At 62.5% G+C, this 23,091-nt stretch carries 19 protein-coding genes and 1 other RNA gene; 19 read left to right on the top strand and 1 reads right to left on the bottom strand.

Going from position 1 to position 23,091, the window contains the following annotated elements; genetic code table 11:
* The first annotated feature begins 36 nt into the window (after positions 1–36).
* The 18 genes from rsmI to lpxC all read left to right on the top strand — a co-directional run bounded on the left by rsmI (position 37) and on the right by lpxC (position 19,485).
* On the top strand, positions 37–912 hold the full coding sequence (gene rsmI, locus QQL85_RS15900) for a 16S rRNA (cytidine(1402)-2'-O)-methyltransferase (RefSeq protein WP_284354445.1): 876 nt from the start codon (positions 37–39) through the stop codon (positions 910–912).
* 67 nt (positions 913–979) lie between these two features.
* An RNA gene (gene rnpB, locus QQL85_RS15895) (RNase P RNA component class A) lies at positions 980–1,354 on the top strand.
* Between the two features lie 309 nt (positions 1,355–1,663).
* Entirely contained in the window at positions 1,664–2,119 is a 456-nt protein-coding gene (gene mraZ, locus QQL85_RS15890; protein ID WP_004575120.1) for a division/cell wall cluster transcriptional repressor MraZ, read from the top strand.
* Complete coding sequence (gene rsmH / locus QQL85_RS15885) at positions 2,116–3,063, top strand: 16S rRNA (cytosine(1402)-N(4))-methyltransferase RsmH (RefSeq protein ID WP_434482137.1); 948 nt, start codon at positions 2,116–2,118, stop codon at positions 3,061–3,063. Before mraZ ends, rsmH begins: the two co-directional genes overlap by 4 nt.
* Positions 3,060–3,353: a cell division protein FtsL gene (ftsL, locus tag QQL85_RS15880; RefSeq protein WP_003260787.1), complete on the top strand. Its 294-nt coding sequence runs from the start codon at positions 3,060–3,062 to the stop codon at positions 3,351–3,353. The genes rsmH and ftsL overlap by 4 nt, the downstream gene beginning before the upstream one ends.
* The gene (locus QQL85_RS15875; protein WP_284354517.1) at positions 3,353–5,101 is read left to right on the top strand and encodes a peptidoglycan D,D-transpeptidase FtsI family protein; all 1,749 of its coding nucleotides are present in this window, start codon (positions 3,353–3,355) and stop codon (positions 5,099–5,101) included. Before ftsL ends, QQL85_RS15875 begins: the two co-directional genes overlap by 1 nt.
* Positions 5,098–6,588, top strand: a complete 1,491-nt coding sequence (locus tag QQL85_RS15870; RefSeq protein ID WP_284354444.1) for a UDP-N-acetylmuramoyl-L-alanyl-D-glutamate--2,6-diaminopimelate ligase — start codon at positions 5,098–5,100, stop codon at positions 6,586–6,588. The genes QQL85_RS15875 and QQL85_RS15870 overlap by 4 nt, the downstream gene beginning before the upstream one ends.
* On the top strand, positions 6,581–7,948 hold the full coding sequence (locus QQL85_RS15865) for a UDP-N-acetylmuramoyl-tripeptide--D-alanyl-D-alanine ligase (protein WP_284354443.1): 1,368 nt from the start codon (positions 6,581–6,583) through the stop codon (positions 7,946–7,948). The genes QQL85_RS15870 and QQL85_RS15865 overlap by 8 nt, the downstream gene beginning before the upstream one ends.
* Positions 7,948–9,030 carry a phospho-N-acetylmuramoyl-pentapeptide-transferase gene (gene mraY / locus QQL85_RS15860; protein ID WP_016498046.1) on the top strand — a complete coding sequence of 361 codons (1,083 nt, stop codon included), beginning with the start codon at positions 7,948–7,950 and terminating at the stop codon, positions 9,028–9,030. Before QQL85_RS15865 ends, mraY begins: the two co-directional genes overlap by 1 nt.
* A gap of 6 nt (positions 9,031–9,036) precedes the next feature.
* Positions 9,037–10,383, top strand: coding sequence for a UDP-N-acetylmuramoyl-L-alanine--D-glutamate ligase (murD, locus tag QQL85_RS15855; protein ID WP_284354516.1), 1,347 nt, complete (start codon positions 9,037–9,039; stop codon positions 10,381–10,383).
* A complete protein-coding gene (gene ftsW / locus QQL85_RS15850; protein WP_434482136.1) occupies positions 10,380–11,594 on the top strand; it encodes a putative lipid II flippase FtsW in 1,215 nt (404 codons plus the stop codon). The genes murD and ftsW overlap by 4 nt, the downstream gene beginning before the upstream one ends.
* Positions 11,584–12,663 (top strand): undecaprenyldiphospho-muramoylpentapeptide beta-N-acetylglucosaminyltransferase, encoded by a 1,080-nt coding sequence (gene murG, locus QQL85_RS15845; RefSeq protein ID WP_284354442.1) that lies wholly within the window; start codon positions 11,584–11,586, stop codon positions 12,661–12,663. Before ftsW ends, murG begins: the two co-directional genes overlap by 11 nt.
* A complete protein-coding gene (murC, locus tag QQL85_RS15840; protein ID WP_016713564.1) occupies positions 12,656–14,104 on the top strand; it encodes a UDP-N-acetylmuramate--L-alanine ligase in 1,449 nt (482 codons plus the stop codon). Before murG ends, murC begins: the two co-directional genes overlap by 8 nt.
* Complete coding sequence (locus tag QQL85_RS15835) at positions 14,101–15,057, top strand: D-alanine--D-alanine ligase (RefSeq protein WP_284354441.1); 957 nt, start codon at positions 14,101–14,103, stop codon at positions 15,055–15,057. The genes murC and QQL85_RS15835 overlap by 4 nt, the downstream gene beginning before the upstream one ends.
* A 5-nt stretch (positions 15,058–15,062) precedes the next feature.
* Positions 15,063–15,932, top strand: coding sequence for a cell division protein FtsQ/DivIB (locus QQL85_RS15830; RefSeq protein WP_016498051.1), 870 nt, complete (start codon positions 15,063–15,065; stop codon positions 15,930–15,932).
* Between the two features lie 14 nt (positions 15,933–15,946).
* Positions 15,947–17,209: a cell division protein FtsA gene (gene ftsA, locus QQL85_RS15825; RefSeq protein WP_016713566.1), complete on the top strand. Its 1,263-nt coding sequence runs from the start codon at positions 15,947–15,949 to the stop codon at positions 17,207–17,209.
* 55 nt (positions 17,210–17,264) lie between these two features.
* Positions 17,265–18,461: a cell division protein FtsZ gene (gene ftsZ / locus QQL85_RS15820; protein ID WP_284354440.1), complete on the top strand. Its 1,197-nt coding sequence runs from the start codon at positions 17,265–17,267 to the stop codon at positions 18,459–18,461.
* Between the two features lie 112 nt (positions 18,462–18,573).
* A complete protein-coding gene (lpxC, locus tag QQL85_RS15815; RefSeq protein ID WP_016713567.1) occupies positions 18,574–19,485 on the top strand; it encodes a UDP-3-O-acyl-N-acetylglucosamine deacetylase in 912 nt (303 codons plus the stop codon).
* Between the two features lie 53 nt (positions 19,486–19,538).
* Here lpxC and QQL85_RS15810 read toward each other — a convergent pair whose 3' ends face one another.
* Positions 19,539–19,994 (bottom strand): DUF721 domain-containing protein, encoded by a 456-nt coding sequence (locus tag QQL85_RS15810; protein WP_284354439.1) that lies wholly within the window; start codon positions 19,992–19,994, stop codon positions 19,539–19,541.
* Positions 19,995–20,296: 302 nt separating this feature from the next.
* Between QQL85_RS15810 and secA the strand changes: the two genes are divergently transcribed.
* On the top strand, positions 20,297–23,032 hold the full coding sequence (secA, locus tag QQL85_RS15805) for a preprotein translocase subunit SecA (RefSeq protein ID WP_284354438.1): 2,736 nt from the start codon (positions 20,297–20,299) through the stop codon (positions 23,030–23,032).
* The last annotated feature ends 59 nt before the right edge of the window (positions 23,033–23,091 follow it).

Below are 23,091 nucleotides of genomic sequence, written 5' to 3'. Positions count from 1 at the left end.
CAATGGCGCCTTTGATCCGAATGACAGGTGTGCGCAGTGACTGATGTGGCAGGGGCTTCGAAATCCACGGTGGGGACGCTGTATGTGGTGGCAACCCCCATCGGCAACCTCGACGACATGAGCGCCCGGGCGCTGAAAGTGCTGGCGGACGTGGCGCTCATCGCCGCCGAAGACACCCGTCATTCGATCCGTCTGCTGCAGCACTTTGGTATCGATACGCCGCTGGCGGCCTGTCATGAGCACAACGAGCGTGATGAGGGTGGGCGTTTTCTTACCAAGCTGCTGGCTGGCGAGAATGTGGCGCTGGTCTCAGACGCTGGCACGCCGCTGATTTCCGATCCGGGCTACCACCTGGTGCGCCAGGCGCGCGCCGCAGGGGTGAATGTGGTACCGGTGCCGGGTGCCTGTGCCTTGATCGCTGCGCTGTCGGCAGCCGGCTTACCGTCGGATCGCTTCATTTTCGAAGGTTTTTTGCCGGCCAAACAGGCGGGGCGTCGGGCGCGCCTTGAGCAGGTGAAGGAAGAGCCGCGCACACTTATCTTCTATGAAGCACCGCACCGAATCCTGGAGTGCCTTGAAGACATGGAGTCGGTTTTTGGTGGTGACCGCCCGGCATTGCTGGCGCGCGAGCTGACCAAGACCTTCGAGACCCTCAAAGGTCTGCCGTTGGCCGAACTGCGTGCGTTCGTTGCGGGTGACAGCAACCAGCAGCGCGGTGAATGCGTGGTGTTGGTGGGTGGCTGGAGTGCGCCGGAGGGCGAGCAGGCCATCAGTGCCGAGGCCCAGCGCGTACTTGACCTGCTGCTGGCCGAGTTGCCGTTGAAGCGGGCTGCGGCGCTTGCTGCGGAAATTACCGGGGTGCGCAAGAACCTGTTGTATCAACTTGCCCTTGAAAAACAGAAAACCGAATAGTGGCAGTTTGATATAAATGCCGGTATTGCTTGTTCTTGTGCGCGCGTGCCGGTAACCTTGTCGGCGGAGAGTCGATCGGACAGTCGCTGCCTGTTTTTGTTCCGCAACTTTTGTTGTGTGAGCAGCAGGGGGAGGAAAGTCCGGGCTCCATAGGGCAGAGTGCCAGGTAACGCCTGGGAGGCGTGAGCCTACGGAAAGTGCCACAGAAAATAACCGCCTAAGCACTTCGGTGCCGGTAAGGGTGAAAAGGTGCGGTAAGAGCGCACCGCACGGCTGGCAACAGTTCGTGGCTAGGTAAACCCCACTCGGAGCAAGACCAAATAGGGTTCCATCAGGCGTGGCCCGCGTCGGAACCGGGTAGGTTGCTAGAGGCGTCCAGTGATGGCCGTCGTAGAGGAATGACTGTCCTCGACAAAACCCGGCTTACAGATCGACTCTCCACCTTCCTTTCCTCTGCTTGATTCGATAGCAGATCCCCGTTGGTAATACCGAAAAAATCTTACTCTTGATAAATCACTTTAACTTCGAACTCCATTCGCTTGCGTGGGTTTGATTTTTCTCGTGTTTTTTTCTTCATGGTAGTCCTTCCACATTCCCTTATTGCGCTAAATCTCGGTCCTGTAAGGCTTTTCCTTATGAACGTGCCTTGACGGTGCTGCGGGCGGATTCCTATAGTGTGCGCAAGTGGCAGAAAGTGGGATGAAGTGGGTTTTCTGGCACAAAAAAGCTAACATTGTGGGGAATCGCAGCCGTGTTCCGCGGAGCCAACGCCGTCAGCCTCGATGCCAAGGGCCGTCTCGCCATGCCGAGCCGGTACCGTGACGAGCTCGATTCGCGTTGCAATGGTCAGCTGATCGTGACCATCGACGCCGTGGACCCCTGCTTGTGTGTTTATCCCCTCGATGAGTGGGAACAGATAGAAGCCAAGTTGCGTGCCTTGCCGTCGTTGCGTGAGGAAAACCGTCGCCTGCAGCGTTTGCTGATCGGTAATGCGGTTGACCTGGAGCTCGATGGCAGTGGGCGTTTCCTGGTGCCGCCCCGCCTGCGTGAATACGCCAAGCTCGACAAGAAGGCGATGCTGGTGGGGCAACTGAACAAATTCCAGCTGTGGGATGAAGATGCCTGGAACGCGGTTTCGGCAGCCGACCTTGCAGCTATTCAACAACCGGGCGCCATGCCCGACGAATTGCGTGACCTGATCCTGTGACCATAGATAGCGGCTTCAACCACATTACCGTCCTGCTCGACGAAGCTGTCGAGGCATTGGCCCTGCGCGCCGACGGTTGCTATCTGGACGGCACCTTCGGCCGTGGCGGACACAGCCGGCTGATTCTCAGCAAGCTCGGGCCGCAAGGCCGGCTGCTGGGCTTCGACAAAGATCCACAGGCGATTGCCACGGGGCAAGCGCTGGCGGCCGAAGACGGCCGCTTTGTCATTGTGCAGCGCAGCTTTGCCGAGCTGGGCGCAGAAGTGGCCGAGCGCGGCCTGCATGGCAAAGTCAGTGGCGTGCTGCTGGATCTGGGTGTGTCCTCGCCGCAACTGGATGACCCCGAGCGTGGTTTCAGCTTCCTCAATGATGGCCCGCTGGACATGCGCATGAACCCGGACCATGGCATCAGTGCCGCCGAGTTCATCGCCACTGCGCCAGTGGAAGAAATCGCCCGTGTATTCAAGGAGTACGGCGAGGAGCGCTTTGCCGGGCGCATGGCGCGCGCGGTCGTCGAACGCCGCGAAAAGCAGCCGTTCACGCGCACAGCCGACCTGGCTGAAGTGCTCAAGGTGGCCAACCCGGCTTGGGAAAAGGGTAAGAACCCGGCTACCCGAGCTTTTCAGGGCCTTCGCATCCACGTCAACAACGAGCTGGGCGACCTTGAGGCTGGCCTTGAGGCCGCACTCGATGCGCTCGAGGTCGGTGGTCGCCTGGCGGTCATCAGTTTCCATTCGCTTGAAGACCGCATCGTCAAGCTGTTCATGCGCAAGCTGGTGAAGGGCGAGGCCGACAACCTGCCGCGCAATCTGCCGGTTCAGCACAAGGTCTTCGAACCGAAAATCAAGCTGATCGGCAAGGCTCAGTTCGCCTCCGAAGCCGAACTCAAGGCCAATCCACGGTCGCGTAGCGCCGTGATGCGCGTGGCGGAGAAGCTACGGTGAGCAGGCTGTTTGCCAAGCCTTTGCCAGGCGGAAGCTTCCTGATGCTTCTGCTGTTCGTTGCCGTGCTGGTTTCCGCCATCGCCGTGTCCTACAGCGCGCACTGGAACCGTCAGCTACTCAACACCCTGTACGGTGAGTTGAACGAGCGCGACAAGGCCCAGGCCGAGTGGGGCCGGCTGATTCTTGAGCAGAGCACCTGGACCGCCGCCAGCCGTATTGAGAACCTGGCGTCTGAGCAGTTGAAGATGCGCGTGCCTTCGGCTGACGAAGTACGGATGGTGGCGCCATGATGAAGCTCGAAGGCGCACTCTACCCGTGGCGCTTCCGCGTGGTGATCGGCTTGCTGGCCATCATGGTCGGCGCCATTTGCTGGCGCATCATCGACTTGCAGGTGGTTGACCGTGACTTCCTCAAGGGCCAGGGCGATGCCCGCAGCCTGCGTCATATCCCTATCCCGGCACACCGCGGCCTGATTACCGACCGCAACGGTGAGCCATTGGCCGTGAGTACCCCGGTCACGACCCTGTGGGCCAACCCCAAGGAAATGCAGGCGTCCAAAGACCGCTGGCCGCAGCTGGCTGCAGCGCTGGGGCAAAACCCGCAGCAACTGGTCGAGCGCCTGACGGCGCAGGCCAGCAAAGAATTCATCTACCTGGTCCGCGGCCTGACCCCGGAGCAGGGCCAGCATGTGCTCGACCTGAAAGTGCCCGGTGTGTACGGCCTGGAGGAATTCCGCCGCTTCTACCCGGCCGGTGATGTCACTGCGCACATGGTCGGCTTCACCGACCTCGACGACCATGGTCGCGAAGGGGTGGAGCTGGCCTACGACGAGTGGCTGGCCGGCGTGCCCGGCAAGCGCCAGGTGATCAAGGACCGGCGTGGCCGGCTGATCAAGGACATCCAGGTAACCAAGAACGCCAAGGCCGGCAAGACCTTGGCGTTGTCGATAGACCTGCGCCTGCAGTACCTGGCTACCCGTGAGCTGCGCAACGCCATTGCCGAACAGGACGCCAAGGCCGGCAGCCTGGTGATCATGGACGTCAAGACCGGTGAGGTCCTGGCCATGGTCAACCAGCCAACCTACAACCCGAACAACCGCCGCAGCATGTTCCCGGCGGCAATGCGCAACCGGGCGATCATCGACGTGTTCGAGCCCGGCTCCACGGTCAAGCCGATTTCCATGAGTGCGGCACTGCAGAGTGGCCGCTGGAAGCCGACCGACAAGGTCGAGGTGTACCCGGGCAGCCTGCAGATCGGCCGCTACACCATCAAGGACGTGTCGCGCAGCGAGGGCCCGATCCTCGACCTGACCGGCATCCTGATCAACTCCAGTAACGTCGGCATGAGCAAGATCGCCTTCGACATCGGCGGCGAGGCCATCTACCGCGTCATGTCCCAGGTCGGCCTGGGCCAGTACACCGGCCTTGGCTTCCCGGGTGAGCGTGTCGGCAACCTGCCCAACCACCGCGAGTGGCGCAAGGCCGAGACCGCGACCCTTTCCTATGGCTATGGCTTGTCGGTGACCGCCCTGCAGCTGGTGCATGCCTACGCGGCGCTGGCCAACGACGGCAAGATGGTGCCGCTGTCGATCATCAAGGTCGACAAGGCACCGGAAGCCGTGCAGGCCATTCCGAAGGAAACCGCCGAAACCGTTCAGGGCATGCTGCAGCAGGTGATTGAAGCGCCGCGAGGCGTGTTCCGTGCCCAGGTGCCGTTCTATCACGTGGCCGGCAAGTCCGGCACCGCGCGTAAAGCCACCGTGGGTTCCAAGGGTTACACCGAAAACGCCTACCGCTCGCTGTTCGCCGGCTTCGGGCCAATGAGCGACCCCCGCTACGCCATCGTCGTGGTCATCGACGAGCCGGGCAAGGGTGGTTACTTCGGTGGCCTGGTTTCGGCGCCGGTCTTCAGCAAGGTCATGTCCGGCACCCTGCGCTTGATGAACGTGCCGCCAGATAACCTGCCGCCACCAACGCCAGCGGCACCCGCCGTGCAATCGCAAGTCAACGCAGCAGACGCCAAGGGAGGGCGTGGATGATGACAATGCCATTGAGCAAACTTTTCGCCCACGCCAGCCGTGACCCGCTGATTCGTGAGCTGACCCTGGACAGCCGTAATGTACGCCCGGGCGATCTGTTCCTGGCCGTGCCGGGTGCCAAGGTCGATGGCCGCGAGCATATCGCCGACGCCTTGGGCCGTGGCGCTGCCGCCGTGGCCTATGAAGAGCAGGGCGCCGATGTGCTGCCGCTGACCGATGTGCCGCTGATTCCGGTCAAGGGCCTGATCGCCCAGCTGTCGGACATCGCTGGCCGTTTTTATGGCGAGCCCAGCCGCCAGTTGAACCTGGTGGGCGTGACCGGTACCAACGGCAAGACCAGCGTTACCCAGTTGGTGGCCCAGGCGCTTGATGTGCTTGGCCAGCGCTGCGGCCTTATTGGCACTTTGGGTACCGGTTTCTACGGAGACCTGCAGAGTGGTCGGCTGACTACGCCAGACCCGATTGCCGTGCAGTCGACCCTTTACGACCTGAAAAAGCAGGGCGCCAAGGCTGTGGCCATGGAGGTCTCCTCCCACGCCCTGGAGCAAGGGCGCGTCGCCGCATTGGCGTTCGACATCGCGGTCATGACCAACCTGTCGCGTGATCACCTGGACTACCACGGCAGCATGCAGGCCTATGAGGCGGCCAAGGCCAAGCTGTTCGCCTGGCCGAACCTGCGTTGCCAGGTGGTCAACCTGGATGACGACTTTGGTCGTCGCCTGGCCGAAGACTTTGCTCGCCGCCCGAGTGTCGATCTTGTCGAGACCCGGCTGCTCAGCTACAGCCTGGAAAACCCGGATGCCTCGCTGTTCTGCCGCGAAGCCGTGTTCAGCGACGATGGCGTGCGCGCCACGCTGGTCACCGCCCAGGGTGAGCGCACCCTGCGCAGCCAGCTGCTGGGCCGCTTCAACCTGAGCAACATGCTGGCCGCCGTGGCAACCCTGCTGGCGCTGGATTACGCGCTGGACGAAATCCTGGAGGTCACCCCGCGACTGCAAGGGCCGGTAGGCCGCATGCAGCGCCTGGGTGGCGGCCAAAAGCCGCTGGTGGTGGTCGACTACGCGCACACCCCGGACGCACTGGAAAAAGTGCTTGAAGCCCTGCGCCCGCATGCTCACGGCAAGCTGTTGTGCCTGTTCGGCTGCGGCGGCGACCGTGACCGTGGCAAGCGCCCATTGATGGCCGAAGTGGCCGAGCGCCTGGCCGACCGCGTGTTGGTCACCGACGACAACCCGCGCACCGAAGACCCGCTGCGCATCTTCGACGACATCCGCCCCGGTTTCGCCAAGCCTGACGACGTCGAGTTCGTCGCCGGCCGTGGCGAAGCCATTGCGCACCTGATCGCCTCCGCCGCGGCCAACGACGTGATCGTGCTGGCCGGCAAGGGGCATGAGGATTACCAGGAGATCAATGGCGAGCGCCATGACTTCTCCGACCTGATCGAAGCCGAGAAGGCCCTTGCAGCCTGGGAGGCTCCACATGCTTAAGCCGCTGTCACTCAGCCAGCTGACCACAGCACTGAGTGGTCAACAAATCGGTGGCGACGCCACCTTCACCGGCGTCAGCATCGACAGCCGCAGCGTCAGCACCGGGCAACTGTTCGTCGCCTTGGCCGGTCCGCGTTTCGATGGCCATGACTACCTGGCTGACGTTAAAGCCAAAGGCGCAGTTGCCGCGCTGGTCGAGCGTGAAGTGGCCGGTGTCGACCTGCCGCAACTGCTGGTCAAGGATTGCCGGGTAGCACTGGGTCAGCTCGGCGCCCTGAACCGCGCCGCCTTCGACAAGCCAGTGGTGGCCATTACCGGTTCCAGCGGCAAGACCACGGTCAAGGAAATGCTCGCCAGCATCCTGCGCACGCGTGGCCTGGTACACGCCACCCGCGGCAACCTGAACAACGACCTCGGCGCGCCGCTGACCTTGCTGGAGATCGCCCCGGAGCACAGCGCCGCAGTGATCGAGCTGGGCGCTTCGCGCATTGGCGAAATCCGCTACACCGTCGGCCTGACCCAACCTCAGGTGGTCATCATCAATAACGCCGGTACCGCCCACGTTGGCGAATTCGGTGGCCCAGAGAAAATCGTCGAAGCCAAGGGCGAGATTCTCGAAGGCCTGGGCGAGGGTGGTATCGCCATCCTCAACCTGGCCGACAAGGCGTTCGATATCTGGCACAAGCGTGCCGGCAGTCACCGCATCTTTACCTTTGCTCTGGATAACCCGCAGGCGGATTTCCACGCCAGCGCCATCGGTCGCGACGCCCGGGGCTGCCCATCGTTCACCCTGCACGGGCCTGATGGTAGCGTGCCGGTGCAGTTGAACCTGCTGGGTACCCACAATGTCAGCAATGCCCTGGCCGCCGGCGCCGCCGCCCATGCCGTTGGTCTGAGCTTGAGCGGCATTGCCGCCGGCCTGGCTGCCGTGCAACCGGTCAAGGGTCGTACCGTGGCGCAGATCGCGCCGAACGGCGTGCGGGTGATCGACGACAGTTACAATGCAAATCCCACCTCCATGTGCGCGGCCATTGATATACTCGCCGGCTTTTCCGGGCGCACCGTCCTGGTGCTTGGGGATATCGGCGAATTGGGGCAATGGGCGGAAGAAGGCCACCGTCAGGTGGGTGACTACGCGCGTGGCAAGGTCGACGCCCTGTACGCAGTGGGTTCCAACATGACACATGCGGTCAAGGCGTTCGGCGCCAATGGCCGCCATTTCGCTACTCAAGCTGAGCTGATCGACGCGGTTAGCGCCGAAAATGCCAGCGACACCACTATCTTGATCAAGGGCTCGCGCAGCGCTGCGATGGAAAACGTCGTGGCGGCATTGTGCGGTGCCAGCGGGGAGAAACATTAATGCTGCTGCTGTTGGCCGAGTATCTGCAACAGTTCCACAAAGGCTTCGCGGTCTTTCAGTACCTGTCTCTGCGTGGGATTCTTGGTGTACTGACTGCGTTGTCCCTGGCGCTGTGGCTGGGGCCGTGGATGATCCGTACCCTGCAAATTCGCCAGATCGGCCAGGCCGTGCGTAACGACGGCCCGCAATCGCACCTGTCCAAGTCCGGCACGCCGACCATGGGGGGGGCACTGATCCTGTCGGCCATCGCCATCAGCACCCTGCTGTGGGCTGATCTGTCCAACCGCTATGTGTGGGTGGTGCTGATCGTTACCCTGGCATTCGGCGCGATCGGCTGGGTTGACGACTACCGCAAGGTGATCGAAAAGAACTCGCGTGGCCTGCCAAGCCGCTGGAAGTATTTCTGGCAGTCGGTGTTCGGCCTGGCTGCGGCCGTGTTCCTGTACAAGACCGCACCGACCAGCGTCGAGACCACGCTGATCCTGCCGTTCATCAAGGATGTCACCATCCCGCTGGGCGTCGGCTTCGTCGTATTGACCTACTTCGTGATCGTCGGCTCCAGCAACGCGGTCAACCTTACCGATGGCCTCGACGGCCTGGCAATCATGCCGACGGTGATGGTCGGCGGCGCCCTGGGCATCTTCTGCTACCTGTCGGGTAACGTGAAGTTTGCCGAATACCTGCTGATCCCTTATGTGCCGGGCTCGGGCGAGCTGATCGTGTTCTGCGGCGCGCTGATCGGTGCCGGCCTGGGCTTCCTGTGGTTCAACACCTACCCGGCACAAGTCTTCATGGGCGACGTTGGCGCGCTGGCGCTGGGCGCCGCGCTGGGCACCATCGCCGTGATCGTCCGCCAGGAAATCGTGCTGTTCATCATGGGCGGCATCTTCGTTGTGGAAACCTTGTCGGTGGTGATCCAGGTCGCCTCCTTCAAGCTGACCGGCAAGCGCGTGTTCCGCATGGCGCCGATCCACCACCACTTTGAACTCAAGGGCTGGCCCGAGCCTCGGGTGATCGTCCGCTTCTGGATCATCACCGTGATTCTGGTGCTGATTGGCCTTGCAACCCTGAAACTGAGGTAGATGAGCGTGTCTTTGATCGCTTCCGACCAATTCCGCATCGTTGTCGGCCTCGGCAAGAGCGGCATGTCCCTGGTTCGCTTTCTGGCGAGCCGGGGCATTGCCTTTGCGGTCGCCGACACCCGCGAGCAACCGCCGGAACTGGAAACCCTGCGCCGTGATTACCCGCAGGTGGAAGTGCGCTGTGGTGAGCTGGATGTGGACTTCCTGTGCCGCGCCAACGAGCTGTACGTCAGCCCCGGCCTGGCCCTGGCCACCCCGGCCCTGCAGCAGGCCGCCGCGCGTGGCGTGAAGCTGTCCGGCGATATCGAGCTGTTCGCCCGCAACGCCAAGGCGCCGATCATTGCCATCAGCGGTTCCAACGCCAAGAGCACCGTCACCACCCTGGTCGGCGAAATGGCCGCCAAGGCCGGCAAACGCGTGGCGGTGGGCGGCAACCTCGGTACCCCGGCGCTGGATTTGCTGGCTGATGACGTCGAGCTGTATGTGCTGGAACTGTCGAGTTTCCAACTGGAAACCACCGACCAGCTCAACGCCGAAGTGGCCACCGTGCTGAACATCAGTGAAGACCACATGGACCGCTACAGCGGCCTGCCGGCCTACCACCTGGCCAAGCACCGGATTTTCCGCGGTGCTCGGCAGGTAGTGGTCAACCGCCAGGACGCTCTAAGCCGGCCGCTGCCGGTGGAAGGCCAGCCATGCTGGACCTTCGGCCTTAACCAGCCGGATTTCAAAGCCTTCGGCCTGCGTGAAGTGGACGGCGAGAAATACCTGGCATTCGAGTTCCAGGCGCTGATGCCCGCGCGTGAACTGAAGATTCGTGGTGCCCATAACCAGAGCAACGCCTTGGCTGCATTGGCCCTGGGGCATGCCGCAGGCCTGCCGTTCGAGCCAATGCTCGAAGCCCTGCGCGAGTTCGGTGGCCTGGCCCACCGTTGCCAGTGGGTGCGCGAGCGTAATGGCGTGAACTGGTACGACGATTCCAAGGCCACCAACGTCGGTGCCGCCCTGGCCGCCATCGAAGGCCTGGGTGCCGATATCGAAGGCAAGTTGGTGCTGATCGCCGGTGGCGACGGCAAAGGTGCTGAATTCACTGCGCTGCGCGAGCCCGTCAAGCGTTTCTGCCGCGCCGTGGTCTTGCTTGGCCGTGATGCCGAGCGCCTGGCCGAAGCGTTGGGTGATGACGTGCCGCTGGTGCGGGTCAAGACCCTCGACGACGCCGTGCAGCAGTGTGCCGAACTGGCCCAGGCCGGCGATGCCGTGCTGCTGTCGCCGGCGTGCGCCAGCCTCGACATGTTCAAGAACTTTGAAGAGCGCGGGCGCTTGTTCGCCCAGGCAGCGGGAGGTCTTGCATGATCTTCGGCATCTTCAAGCCCTACCCGTCGCCGCTTATCAGTGGCCGAGGCATCGACCTGGACTTTCCGATGCTGGCCGGCTGCCTGGCGTTGCTGGGCTTGGGCCTGGTGATGATCACCTCGGCGTCCTCGGAAGTGGCCGCGGTGCAGTCGGGTAACCCGCTTTACCACATGTTCCGCCACCTGGTGTATGTGTCCCTCGGCCTGGTTGCCTGTGGCGCGACCATGCTGGTGCCGATCGCTACCTGGCAGCGCATGGGCTTCATGATGCTGCTGGGCGCCTTCGGCCTGCTGGTGCTGGTGCTGGTGCCGGGTATCGGCCGTGAAGTGAACGGTTCGATGCGCTGGATCGGGTTCAGCTTCTTCAACGTGCAGCCTTCGGAAATCGCCAAGGTGTTCGTGGTCGTCTACCTGGCCGGTTACCTGGTACGCCGGCAGACCGAGGTGCGCGAAACCTGGATGGGCTTCTTCAAGCCGTTCATTGTGCTGCTGCCCATGGCGGCCTTGCTGCTGATGGAGCCGGACTTCGGCGCCACCGTGGTGATGATGGGGGCGGCGGCGGCCATGCTGTTCCTTGGCGGGGTGGGGCTGTTCCGCTTCAGCCTGATGGTGGTGTTGGCGGTGCTGGCGGTGTTCGTGCTGGTACAGGCTCAGCCGTACCGGATGGCGCGGCTTATTACCTTTACCGATCCGTGGTCCGACCAGTTCGGTTCTGGCTACCAGCTGACCCAGGCACTGATTGCCTTCGGTCGTGGCGAGTGGCTGGGCGTTGGCTTGGGCAACAGCGTGCAGAAGCAGTTCTACCTGCCCGAAGCGCACACCGACTTCGTGTTCTCGGTATTGGCCGAAGAACTGGGCGTCGTCGGCTCGCTGGTCACTATCGCGCTGTTCGTATTCGTGACCGTGCGTGCCCTGTACATCGGCCTGTGGGCCGAGAAAGCCAAGCAGTTCTTTGCCGCTTATGTGGCCTTTGGCCTGGCCTTCCTGTGGATTGGCCAGTTCCTGATCAACATCGGCGTGAACGTCGGCTTGCTGCCGACCAAAGGCCTGACCTTGCCGTTCCTCAGTTACGGGGGCAGCTCGCTGGTGATTTGCTGCGCCTGCGTGGGCTTGTTGCTGCGTATCGAGTGGGAAAGTCGCACGCACCTGGGGAGCGAGGAACACGAATTCAGCGAAAGCGATTTTGCCGAGGAGACCAGTCATGGCCGCTGACGGCAAAAACGTACTGATCATGGCTGGCGGCACCGGGGGGCATGTGTTCCCGGCCCTGGCCTGCGCCCGAGAGTTCCAGGCGCGCGGTTACAGCGTTCACTGGCTGGGCACCCCGCGTGGCATCGAAAACGAGCTGGTGCCACAGGCTGGCTTGCCCCTGCACCTGATTCAGGTCAGCGGTCTTCGCGGCAAAAGCAAACTGTCGCTGCTCAAGGCGCCGTTCACCCTGGTCAAGGCCGTGCTGCAGGCTCGGCGCATCGTTCGCCAGCTCAAGCCGGTATGCGTACTGGGCTTTGGCGGCTATGTGACCGGCCCTGGCGGTTTGGCTGCGCGGTTGTGCGGCGTGCCGCTGGTGATCCATGAACAGAATGCCCGGGCCGGTACCGCCAATCGGCTGCTGGTGCCACTCTCGGCGCGGGTCTGCGAAGCGTTCCCGAACACCTTCGAGGCCAGCGACAAACGTCGCACCACCGGCAACCCGGTGCGCCCGGAGCTGTTCATGGACGCGCAACGCGCACCCCTGGCCGAGCGCCGTGCACACTTGTTGGTGCTCGGCGGCAGCCTGGGTGCGGAACCATTGAACAAATTGTTGCCTAAGGCCCTGTCCGAAGTACCCGCCGCGCTGCGGCCAGAGGTGTTCCACCAGGCTGGCAAGCAACATGCTCCGATCACCGCCGAGCGTTATCACGAGGCGGGCGTCGAGGCTCAGGTAGAGCCCTTCATCAAGGACATGGCCCAAGCCTATGGCTGGGCCGACATGGTGGTGTGCCGGGCCGGTGCCCTGACCGTCAGCGAGCTGGCGGCAGCAGGCCTGCCTTCGATGCTGGTGCCTTTGCCCCACGCCATCGACGACCACCAGACCCACAACGCCCAATATCTGGCCCACGAAGGCGCTGCCTTCCTGATGCCACAAGCGACAACTGGCGCAGCGCAGCTCGCTGAACGCCTGAACGAGGTGCTGATGCAACCCGAGAAACTCAACATCATGGCAGGCACCGCACGGCGCCTGGCCAAACCTGCCGCAACCAGCACCGTGGTCGATATTTGCCTGGAGGTGGCCCATGGTTGAGAGCCAGAAAGCCATGCCCCAGCCGAAAATGGGCCGTATCCGCCGTATTCACTTCGTCGGTATCGGCGGTGTGGGCATGTGCGGCATTGCCGAAGTGCTGCTGAACCTGGGCTATGAAGTGTCCGGTTCGGACCTGAAAGCTTCGCCGGTGACCGAGCGCCTGGAATCGTTCGGTGCCGAGATCTTCGTCGGCCACCGCGCCGAAAACGCCGCTACCGCCGATGTGCTGGTGGTGTCCAGTGCCATCAACCCGGCCAACCCGGAAGTTGCCACCGCCCTTGAGCGACGCATTCCGGTGGTGCCGCGTGCCGAGATGCTCGCCGAGCTGATGCGCTACCGTCATGGCGTGGCGGTTGCCGGTACCCACGGCAAGACCACCACCACCAGCCTGCTGGCCTCGGTGTTCGCTGCCGGCGGTCTGGACCCGACCTTTGTGATTGGGGGTCGTCTGACTGCTGCCGGCACCAATGCCCAGCTGGGTACCAGCCGCTACCTGATCGCCGAAGCGGACGAGAGCGACGCCAGCTTCCTGCACCTGCAGCCGATGGTGGCCGTGGTCACCAACATCGACGCCGACCACATGGCGACCTACGAAGGTGACTTCAACAAACTGAAGAAAACCTTCGTCGAGTTCCTGCACAACCTGCCGTTCTATGGCCTGGCCGTGATGTGCCTGGACGACCCGGTGGTGCGTGAGATTCTGCCGCAAGTGAAGCGCCCGACCGTGACCTATGGCTTCAGCGAAGAGGCCGACATCCGCGCCATCAACGTGCGCCAGCAGGGCATGCAGACCCACTTCACCGTGCTGCGCCGCGATCGCGAGCCGCTTGAGGTGTCGGTAAACATGCCCGGCAACCACAACGTGCTCAACGCGTTGGCCACCATCGCCATCGCCACTGACGAAGGCATCACCGACGAGGCCATCATCCAGGGCCTGTCCGGCTTCCAGGGTGTCGGTCGACGCTTCCAGGTGTACGGCGAACTGCCAGTCGAAGGCGGCAGCGTGATGCTGGTCGACGACTATGGTCACCACCCGACCGAAGTGGCAGCGGTGATCAAGGCCGTGCGCGGTGGTTGGCCAAGCCGCCGCCTGGTGATCGTCTACCAGCCGCACCGGTACAGCCGCACCCGTGACCTGTACGACGATTTCGTCCAGGTGCTGGGCGATGCCAACGTGCTCCTGCTGATGGAAGTTTACCCGGCCGGCGAAGAGCCGATCCCCGGTGCCGACAGCCGCCAGCTGTGCCACAGCATCCGCCAGCGCGGCAAGCTGGACCCGATCTACATCGAACGTGGCGCCGAGCTGGCACCGTTGGTGAAACCACTGCTGCGTGCTGGCGACATCCTGATCTGCCAGGGTGCCGGTGATGTCGGCGGCCTGGCCCCGCAATTGATGAAAAGCCCGCTGTTCGCTGGCGCCAAGCAGGAGAAGTCGAAATGACCAGCGCCTACGAAAAACTGCACTCGACCCTGGACGTCAAGGCGTTCGGCCGCGTCGCGGTGTTGTACGGCGGCAAAAGTGCCGAGCGTGAAGTGTCGCTGAAGTCCGGTGCTGCGGTGATCGATGCCCTGACCACTGCTGGTGTCGACGTGGTCGCCATTGACGTGGGTGATGACCTGCTCGACCGCCTGCAACGCGAGAAGATCGACCGCGCGTTCATCATCCTGCACGGCCGTGGCGGTGAAGACGGCAGCATGCAAGGCCTGCTGGAGTGCCTGGGCATTCCCTACACCGGCAGCGGCATCCTTGCCTCGGCACTGGCCATGGACAAGCTGCGCACCAAGCAGGTGTGGCAAAGCCTGGGCATTCCGACCCCGCGCCACGCAGTATTGGCGAGCGAAAGCGATTGTTTGTTGGCCAGTACGGAACTGGGCTTCCCGCTTATCGTCAAACCCGCCCATGAAGGCTCTAGCATCGGCATGGCCAAGGTGAACAGCGCCCAGGAACTGGTCGCCGCCTGGCAGGACGCCGCCAAATACGATTCCCAGGTACTGGTGGAGCAGTGGATCCACGGCCCGGAGTTCACCATCGCGGTCTTGCGCGGCCAGGTGCTGCCGCCGATCGCCTTGGGTACGCCGCATGTGTTCTACGACTACGACGCCAAGTACATCGCCAACGATACCCAGTACCGCATCCCGTGCGGCCTGGATAGCGTCAAGGAACAGGAACTGATCGACCTGACCGCACGCGCCTGTGATGCCATTGGCATTGAAGGCTGGGGGCGTCTGGACGTGATGCAGGACGAGCAGGGCCGGTTCTGGCTGCTCGAAGTCAACACCGCACCCGGCATGACTGATCATAGCCTGGTGCCCATGGCGGCCCGCGCGGCAGGCCTGGACTTCCAGCAACTGGTGCTGGCAATCCTGGCTGAAAGCGTGACGACGCGAGGTTAACAACCATGCAAGGCGCGATGATACGTCAGCAGCAACCCGTTACCGGCCGTAGCAAGCCGGTGCCGCGTGGTGCCAGCCGGCTGGTGGCCGACGAGCCCGTATCGGCGCGCCTGCCGCGGCCAAGCCTGGGTGGCCTCAAGCGCTTGCTGTGGCCGGTGCTGCTGGTGGCGGCCGGATTTGGTGCCTACGAGGGCGCCATTCGCCTGATGCCGTACGCCGACCGGCCGATCACCAAGATCGACGTGCAAGGCGACCTCAGCTACATCAGCCAGCAATCGGTGCAGCAGCGTATCGCGCCCTATGTGGCGGCGAGCTTCTTCAGCGTCGACCTGCCAGCGATGCGTGCGGAGCTCGAACAGATGCCCTGGATCGCCCACGCCGAAGTGCGCCGGGTGTGGCCTGACGAGGTAGTGATCCGCCTGGAAGAACAGCTGCCGGTAGCGCGCTGGGGTGACGAAGCCTTGCTCAACAACCAGGGCCAGGCGTTCACCCCTCGCGAACTGGCCAACTACGAGCACCTGCCGCAGCTGGCCGGGCCGCAGCGTGCTCAGCAACAAGTCATGCAGCAGTATCAGGTATTGAGCCAGATGCTGCGCCCCATGGGCTTTTCCATCGCTCGCCTGGAGCTGCGCGAGCGAGGCAGCTGGTTCCTGACCACCGGTGCGAGCAGCGCCGGGCCAGGCATCGAGCTGCTGTTGGGGCGCGACCATCTGGTGGAGAAGATGCGCCGTTTCATTGCCATTTACGACAAGACACTCAAAGACCAGATCACCACTATCGCCCGCATTGATCTGCGTTATTCCAACGGACTTGCCGTTGGCTGGCGGGAACCGATTGCACCGACGACGGCCCAACCCGCCGTTGCGAAGAATTAGAGAGAGGCAGGACCATGGCAAACGCGCATAGCGGCAAAATGATCGTCGGGCTGGACATTGGCACCTCCAAGGTGGTGGCGCTGGTGGGCGAAGTGGGCGAAGACGGCACCCTGGAAATCGTCGGGATCGGCACCCATCCGTCTCGCGGCCTGAAGAAGGGCGTGGTGGTGAACATCGAGTCCACCGTGCAGTCGATCCAACGCGCCGTGGAAGAAGCGCAGTTGATGGCCGGCTGCCGTATCCACTCGGCCTTCGTTGGGGTGGCCGGTAATCACATCCGCAGCCTGAACTCCCACGGCATCGTCGCCATCCGCGACCGTGAGGTCAGCCTGGCTGACCTGGAGCGCGTACTCGACGCCGCCCAGGCTGTGGCGATTCCAGCTGACCAGCGTGTGCTGCACACCCTGCCGCAGGACTATGTGATCGACAACCAGGAAGGCGTGCGCGAGCCACTGGGCATGTCGGGCGTACGTCTGGAAGCCAAGGTTCATGTGGTCACCTGCGCCGTTAATGCTGCGCAGAACATCGAGAAGTGCGTACGCCGCTGCGGCCTGGAAATCGACGACATCATCCTCGAGCAGCTGGCCTCGGCCTACTCGGTGCTGACCGACGACGAAAAAGAGCTGGGCGTGTGCCTGGTGGACATCGGTGGTGGCACCACCGACATCGCCATCTTCACTGAAGGCGCCATCCGTCACACCGCGGTCATCCCGATTGCCGGCGACCAGGTGACCAACGACATCGCCATGGCCCTGCGTACCCCCACCCAGTACGCCGAAGAAATCAAGATCCGCTACGCCTGCGCCCTGGCCAAACTGGCCGGCGCCGGCGAGACCATCAAGGTGCCGAGCGTGGGCGACCGCCCACCGCGCGAGCTGTCGCGCCAGGCCCTGGCCGAGGTGGTGGAGCCACGTTACGACGAGCTCTTCACCCTGATCCAGGCCGAGCTGCGTCGCAGCGGCTACGAGGACCTGGTGCCAGCCGGCATCGTCCTCACCGGCGGCACCGCGAAGATGGAGGGTGCCGTGGAACTGGCCGAGGAAATCTTCCACATGCCGGTACGCCTGGGCGTACCGCACAGCGTTCGGGGGCTGAGCGACGTGGTTCGCAACCCGATCTATTCCACCGGCGTGGGCTTGCTCACCTACGGTCTGCTGAAGCAGTCCGAGGACATGGTCCTGACCGGTAACAGCAACAGCAGCAACAACAGCTATGGCGATGAACCGAAGGCCCCAGTGCTTGAGCGCTTCAAGAAATGGGTCCAGGGCAACTTCTAAGTTTCAAAGCAGTAGTGGTAGGCGCAACAACTAGAGAACTGTAAGGAGAGGGAAAATGTTCGAGCTCGTAGACAACGTCCCGCAAAGTCCGGTCATCAAGGTGATCGGCGTTGGTGGTGGTGGCGGCAACGCCGTCAACCACATGGTCAAGAGCAGCATCGAAGGCGTCGAATTCATCTGCGCCAACACGGATGCTCAAGCGCTGAAAAACATCGGTGCGCGTACCATCCTGCAATTGGGCACTGGCGTGACCAAGGGCCTGGGTGCCGGTGCCAATCCGGAAGTCGGCCGTCAGGCCGCGCTGGAAGACCGTGAGCGCATCGCTGAAGTGCTGCAGGGCACCAACATGGTGTTCATCACCACTGGCATGGGTGGCGGTACCGGTACCGGTGCAGCGCCAATCATTGCCGAAGTGGCCAAGGAAATGGGCATCCTCACCGTAGCCGTGGTGACGCGTCCGTTCCCGTTCGAAGGCCGCAAACGTATGCAGATTGCCGATGAAGGCATCCGCATGCTGGCTGAAAGCGTCGACTCGTTGATCACCATTCCCAACGAGAAACTGCTGACCATCCTGGGCAAGGATGCGAGCCTGCTGTCTGCTTTTGCCAAGGCCGACGATGTACTGGCCGGTGCCGTTCGCGGTATCTCCGACATCATCAAGCGCCCGGGCATGATCAACGTCGACTTTGCCGACGTGCGCACCGTGATGGGCGAAATGGGCATGGCGATGATGGGTACTGGCTGCGCCAGCGGCCCGAACCGTGCGCGTGAAGCCACCGAAGCCGCCATCCGCAATCCGCTGCTGGAAGACGTCAACCTGCAAGGTGCTCGCGGCATCCTGGTGAACATCACCGCAGGTCCTGACCTGTCGCTGGGTGAATACTCCGACGTGGGTAGCATCATCGAAGCCTTCGCCTCTGATCAGGCCATGGTCAAGGTCGGCACCGTGATCGACCCGGACATGCGCGACGAACTGCATGTGACCGTTGTGGCCACTGGCCTGGGCGCGCGCATCGAGAAGCCGGTCAAGGTGGTGGACAACACCCTGCAGACCGCCCAGCAGGCGTACGAAGCGTCCAACCCTGCACCGGTTCGTCAGGAGCAGCCAGCAGTCAACTACCGTGACCTGGAGCGCCCGACCGTCATGCGCAACCAGGCGCATGCAGGTGCTGCCGCAGCCGCTAAACTGAACCCTCAGGATGACCTGGACTACCTCGATATCCCGGCATTCCTGCGTCGTCAGGCTGATTAATGGAATTTATCAGGGGTATAAGGGTGATTGGTATTCATCAAAGGTTGGGTCTGTTATCATCCCCAGCCTTTGTTGATACCTGTTCGCAATTTGCGCTGAAGCGGCCAATGCCATGATTAAACAACGCACCCTGAAGAATACCATCCGTGCCACAGGTGTCGGTCTGCACTCCGGGGAGAAGGTTTACCTGACCCTCAAGCCTGCACCTGTTGACACCGGCATCGTCTTCCGCCGCGCCGATCTCGACCCTGTGGTCGAAATTCCTGCGCGCGCGGCCAACGTCGGCGAGACAACCATGTCGACGACGCTGGTCAACGGTGACGTCAAGGTCGATACGGTCGAGCACCTGCTTTCCGCCATGGCGGGTCTGGGCATCGATAACGCCTACGTCGAGCTCTCCGCCTCGGAAGTGCCGATCATGGATGGCAGCGCCGGTCCCTTTGTATTCCTGATTCAGTCTGCCGGCCTGGAAGAACAGGACGCAGCCAAGAAGTTCATCCGCATCCTGCGTGAGGTAACCGTGGAAGAGGGCGACAAGCGCGCCACGTTCCTGCCTTTCGAAGGGTTCAAGGTGAGCTTCGAGATCGACTTCGATCACCCGGTCCTCAAGGGCCAGACCCAGAGTGCAGTCGTCGACTTTTCCAGCACCTCGTTCGTGAAGGAAGTCAGCCGCGCCCGCACGTTCGGCTTCATGCGTGACATCGAGTACCTGCGCAAGCACAACCTTGCGCTGGGCGGCAGTGTCGAGAACGCCATCGTGGTCGACGAGACCGGTGTGCTCAACGAAGACGGCCTTCGTTCCGATGACGAATTCGTCAAGCACAAGATCCTCGACGCGATTGGCGACCTTTACCTGCTGGGCAACAGCCTGATCGGCGAGTTCAAGGGCTACAAGTCCGGCCACGCGCTGAACAACCAGCTGCTGCGCAAGCTGATTGCCGAAACCGATGCCTGGGAAGTGGTCACTTTCGAAGATGCCAGCACGGCACCGATCTCGTACATGCGCCCTGTTGCGGCCGTGTAAGTTCGAACACTCTCTCTAGTGTTGTCATCAAGGCCACCTTCGGGTGGCCTTTTTTATGGCTTGCCGTTGGCGTGGGCGGCCAACCGTTCCAGCGCTGCACGCAACTTGGGGTCGGTGATGCCCTCGGCGGTGTCGCGCAGGCTCTCGGCGGCGCTGCTCGACAACTCTGCAGCGTGGCCGCCTCGCTTGGCTGGCACCAGCGGTGGCTGGACCTTGTACAGGATGCGCCTGAGGTTGCCGAATGCTTCCATGGCCTGTAATGCCGCCAGCAGGCGCTTCTGCTGGTAGCGCAGGCGAGTTGCCCAATGACCGTCGGTGACCACCAGCAACAAGGTGCCATCGCGCCATGACGCGACATGGCAGTGCTCGCGGGCAGCCGGCTGCAGCTGGCTTTCCAGCAGGCGTTGCAGGTGTTCCAGGCGCTCGGCCTGGTTCAGCAGCAGGCGCAGCGGGCGCACCTGGCGCAGCAGTGCCGAGGGTGGCTGGGCGGGGGAGGGTTTGTAGGCCATGGGGTACATGTGAGGTTACATGGTCAGCAGTCTAACATCTCTGTTACCCGTGCCGGCCTCTTCGTGGGCAACAAAAGATACGACTCATTCTCGATACCTTTCATGTTGCCAAGCCTTGAACTCAGGGAAAATGCCCCTATCTAAACCAAGGCCCCGCCAAAACGCTGTAATAGCATCGTGGAAATCCACCACTTTCTTCACCATCGTTTCCGGGTAGAATGCTCGTTCGCATGCGGCCTGAGGGCTGCACGGGCGACTCATGGGGCCGCCCTCCATCCCTTCGTGTGGAAGATCCTGCCAATATGTTTGCGCCTTTGTTAAAAAAACTTTTTGGAAGCAAGAACGAGCGTGAAGTGAAACGCATGCTCAAGACGGTGAGTATCGTCAATGCCTTCGAAGAGAAGATGGTGGCCCTCTCCGACGATCAACTGCGGGGCAAGACCGCAGCGTTCAAGGAGCGTTTGGCCAAAGGCGAGACACTGGACCAATTGCTGCCTGAAGCCTTCGCCGTGGCCCGTGAGGCCGGCAAACGCGTGATGGGCATGCGCCACTTCGACGTGCAGTTGATCGGTGGCATGACCCTGCACGAGGGTATGATCGCAGAAATGCGCACCGGTGAAGGCAAGACCTTGGTCGGTACCCTGGCCGTGTACCTCAACGCACTGTCCGGCAAGGGCGTGCATGTGGTCACCGTCAACGACTACCTGGCCCGCCGTGACGCCAACTGGATGCGCCCGCTGTACGAATTCCTCGGCCTGTCGGTCGGTATCGTATCGGCCTTCCAGCCGCCGGAAGAAAAGCGCGCCGCCTATGCGTCCGACATTACCTACGGCACCAACAACGAATTCGGTTTCGACTACCTGCGCGACAACATGGCGTTCAGCCAGGAAGAGAAGTTCCAGCGTGAACTGAATTTCGCCGTGATCGACGAAGTCGACTCCATCCTCATCGACGAAGCGCGTACCCCGCTGATCATCTCTGGCCAGGCCGAGGACAGCTCCAAGCTGTACATCGAGATCAACCGCCTGATCCCGCGCCTGACGCAGCACATCGAGGAAGTGGAAGGCCAGGTCACCCAGGAAGGCCACTTCACCATTGACGAGAAGAGCCGCCAGGTCGAGCTGAACGAAGCCGGTCACCAGTACATCGAGGAAATGCTCACCCAGGCCGGCCTGCTGGCCGAGGGCGAGAGCCTGTACTCGGCGCATAACCTGGGCCTGCTGACCCACGTTTACGCTGGCCTGCGCGCGCACAAACTGTTCCACCGCAACATCGAGTACATCGTCCAGGACGGCCAGGTCCTGCTGATCGACGAGCACACCGGCCGCACCATGCCAGGCCGTCGCCTGTCCGAGGGCCTGCACCAGGCCATCGAGGCGAAAGAAAACCTGAACATCCAGGCCGAGAGCCAGACCCTGGCTTCGACCACCTTCCAGAACTACTTCCGCCTGTACACCAAGCTGTCCGGCATGACCGGTACCGCTGACACCGAAGCGTTCGAGTTCCAGTCGATCTACGCCCTCAACGTGATGGTCATCCCGCCGAACAAGCCACTGGCGCGTAAAGACTTCAACGACCTGGTGTACCTGACCGCCGACGAGAAATACGCGGCGATCATCGCCGACATCAAGGAAAGCATGACGCAGGGCCGGCCGATCCTGGTGGGTACCGCGACGATCGAAACCTCCGAGCACATGTCGAACCTGCTCAAGAAGGAAGGCATCGACCACAAGGTACTCAACGCCAAGTACCACGAGAAGGAAGCCGAGATCATCGCGCAAGCCGGTGCCCCGGGTGCGCTGACCATCGCCACCAACATGGCTGGCCGTGGTACCGACATTCTCTTGGGGGGTAACTGGGAAGCCGAAGTGGCGGCCCTGGAAAACCCGACCGCCGAGCAGATCGCCCAGATCAAGGCAGACTGGCAGAAGCGTCACCAGCAGGTGATCGAAGCCGGTGGCCTGCATGTGATCGCTTCCGAGCGCCACGAATCGCGCCGTATCGACAACCAGCTGCGTGGTCGTTCGGGTCGTCAGGGTGACCCGGGCTCCAGCCGCTTCTACCTGTCGCTGGAAGACAGCCTGATGCGTATCTTTGCCTCTGACCGGGTGAAGAACTTCATGAAGGCACTGGGCATGCAGTCGGGCGAGGCCATTGAACACCGCATGGTCACCAACGCCATCGAGAAGGCCCAGCGCAAGGTCGAAGGCCGCAACTTCGACATCCGTAAGCAATTGCTCGAATACGACGACGTGGCCAACGAGCAGCGCAAGGTGATCTACCACATGCGCAACAGCCTGCTGGCTGCCGAGAACATCGGCGACACCATCGTCGAATTCCGCAAGGAAGTGCTGGACGCTACCATCAGCCAGCACATTCCGCCGCAGTCGCTGCCCGAGCAGTGGGACGTGGCCGGCCTGGAAGCATCGCTGGCCAGCGATTTCGCCATGAAGCTGCCGATCCAGCAGTGGCTCGACGAGGACGATCACCTCTACGAAGAGACCCTGCGCGAGAAGCTGCTGAGCGAGATCACCACTGCCTACACCGAGAAGGAAGATCAGGCCGGTATCGACGCCCTGCGTACCTTCGAGAAGCAGATCCTGCTGCGCGTGCTGGACGACCTGTGGAAAGACCACCTGTCGACCATGGACCACCTGCGTCACGGTATTCACCTGCGCGGCTATGCGCAGAAGAACCCGAAGCAGGAGTACAAGCGCGAGTCGTTCGCCCTGTTCCAGGAACTGCTCGAGTCGATCAAGCGCGACACCATCCGCGTGCTGTCGCACGTTCAGGTCCGCCGCGAAGACCCGGTCGAAGAAGAAGCCCGCCTGCGCCGCGAGGCCGAGGAACTGGCTAGCCGCATGCAGTTCCAGCATGCCGCTGCACCGGGTCTGGACAGCGAGCAACTGAGCGAGGAGGGCGACGAAGTGGCGGTCGCCGCAGCGCCAGTGCGCAACGACCAGAAGCTGGGCCGCAATGAACCGTGCTGGTGCGGTTCGGGCAAGAAGTTCAAGCATTGCCACGGCCAGATCGAGTGATCTGATCCACTCGCAGTAACGTGACAAATCCGGGGCCGCCGTGCGGCCCATTCGCGGCA

The sequence above is a fragment of the Pseudomonas putida genome (genome assembly GCF_030159595.1).
Lineage (GTDB): Bacteria > Pseudomonadota > Gammaproteobacteria > Pseudomonadales > Pseudomonadaceae > Aquipseudomonas > Aquipseudomonas putida_AC.
The sequence above is the reverse complement of the archived record's forward strand: the minus strand, read 5'-3'. Positions and strand labels throughout refer to the sequence as shown.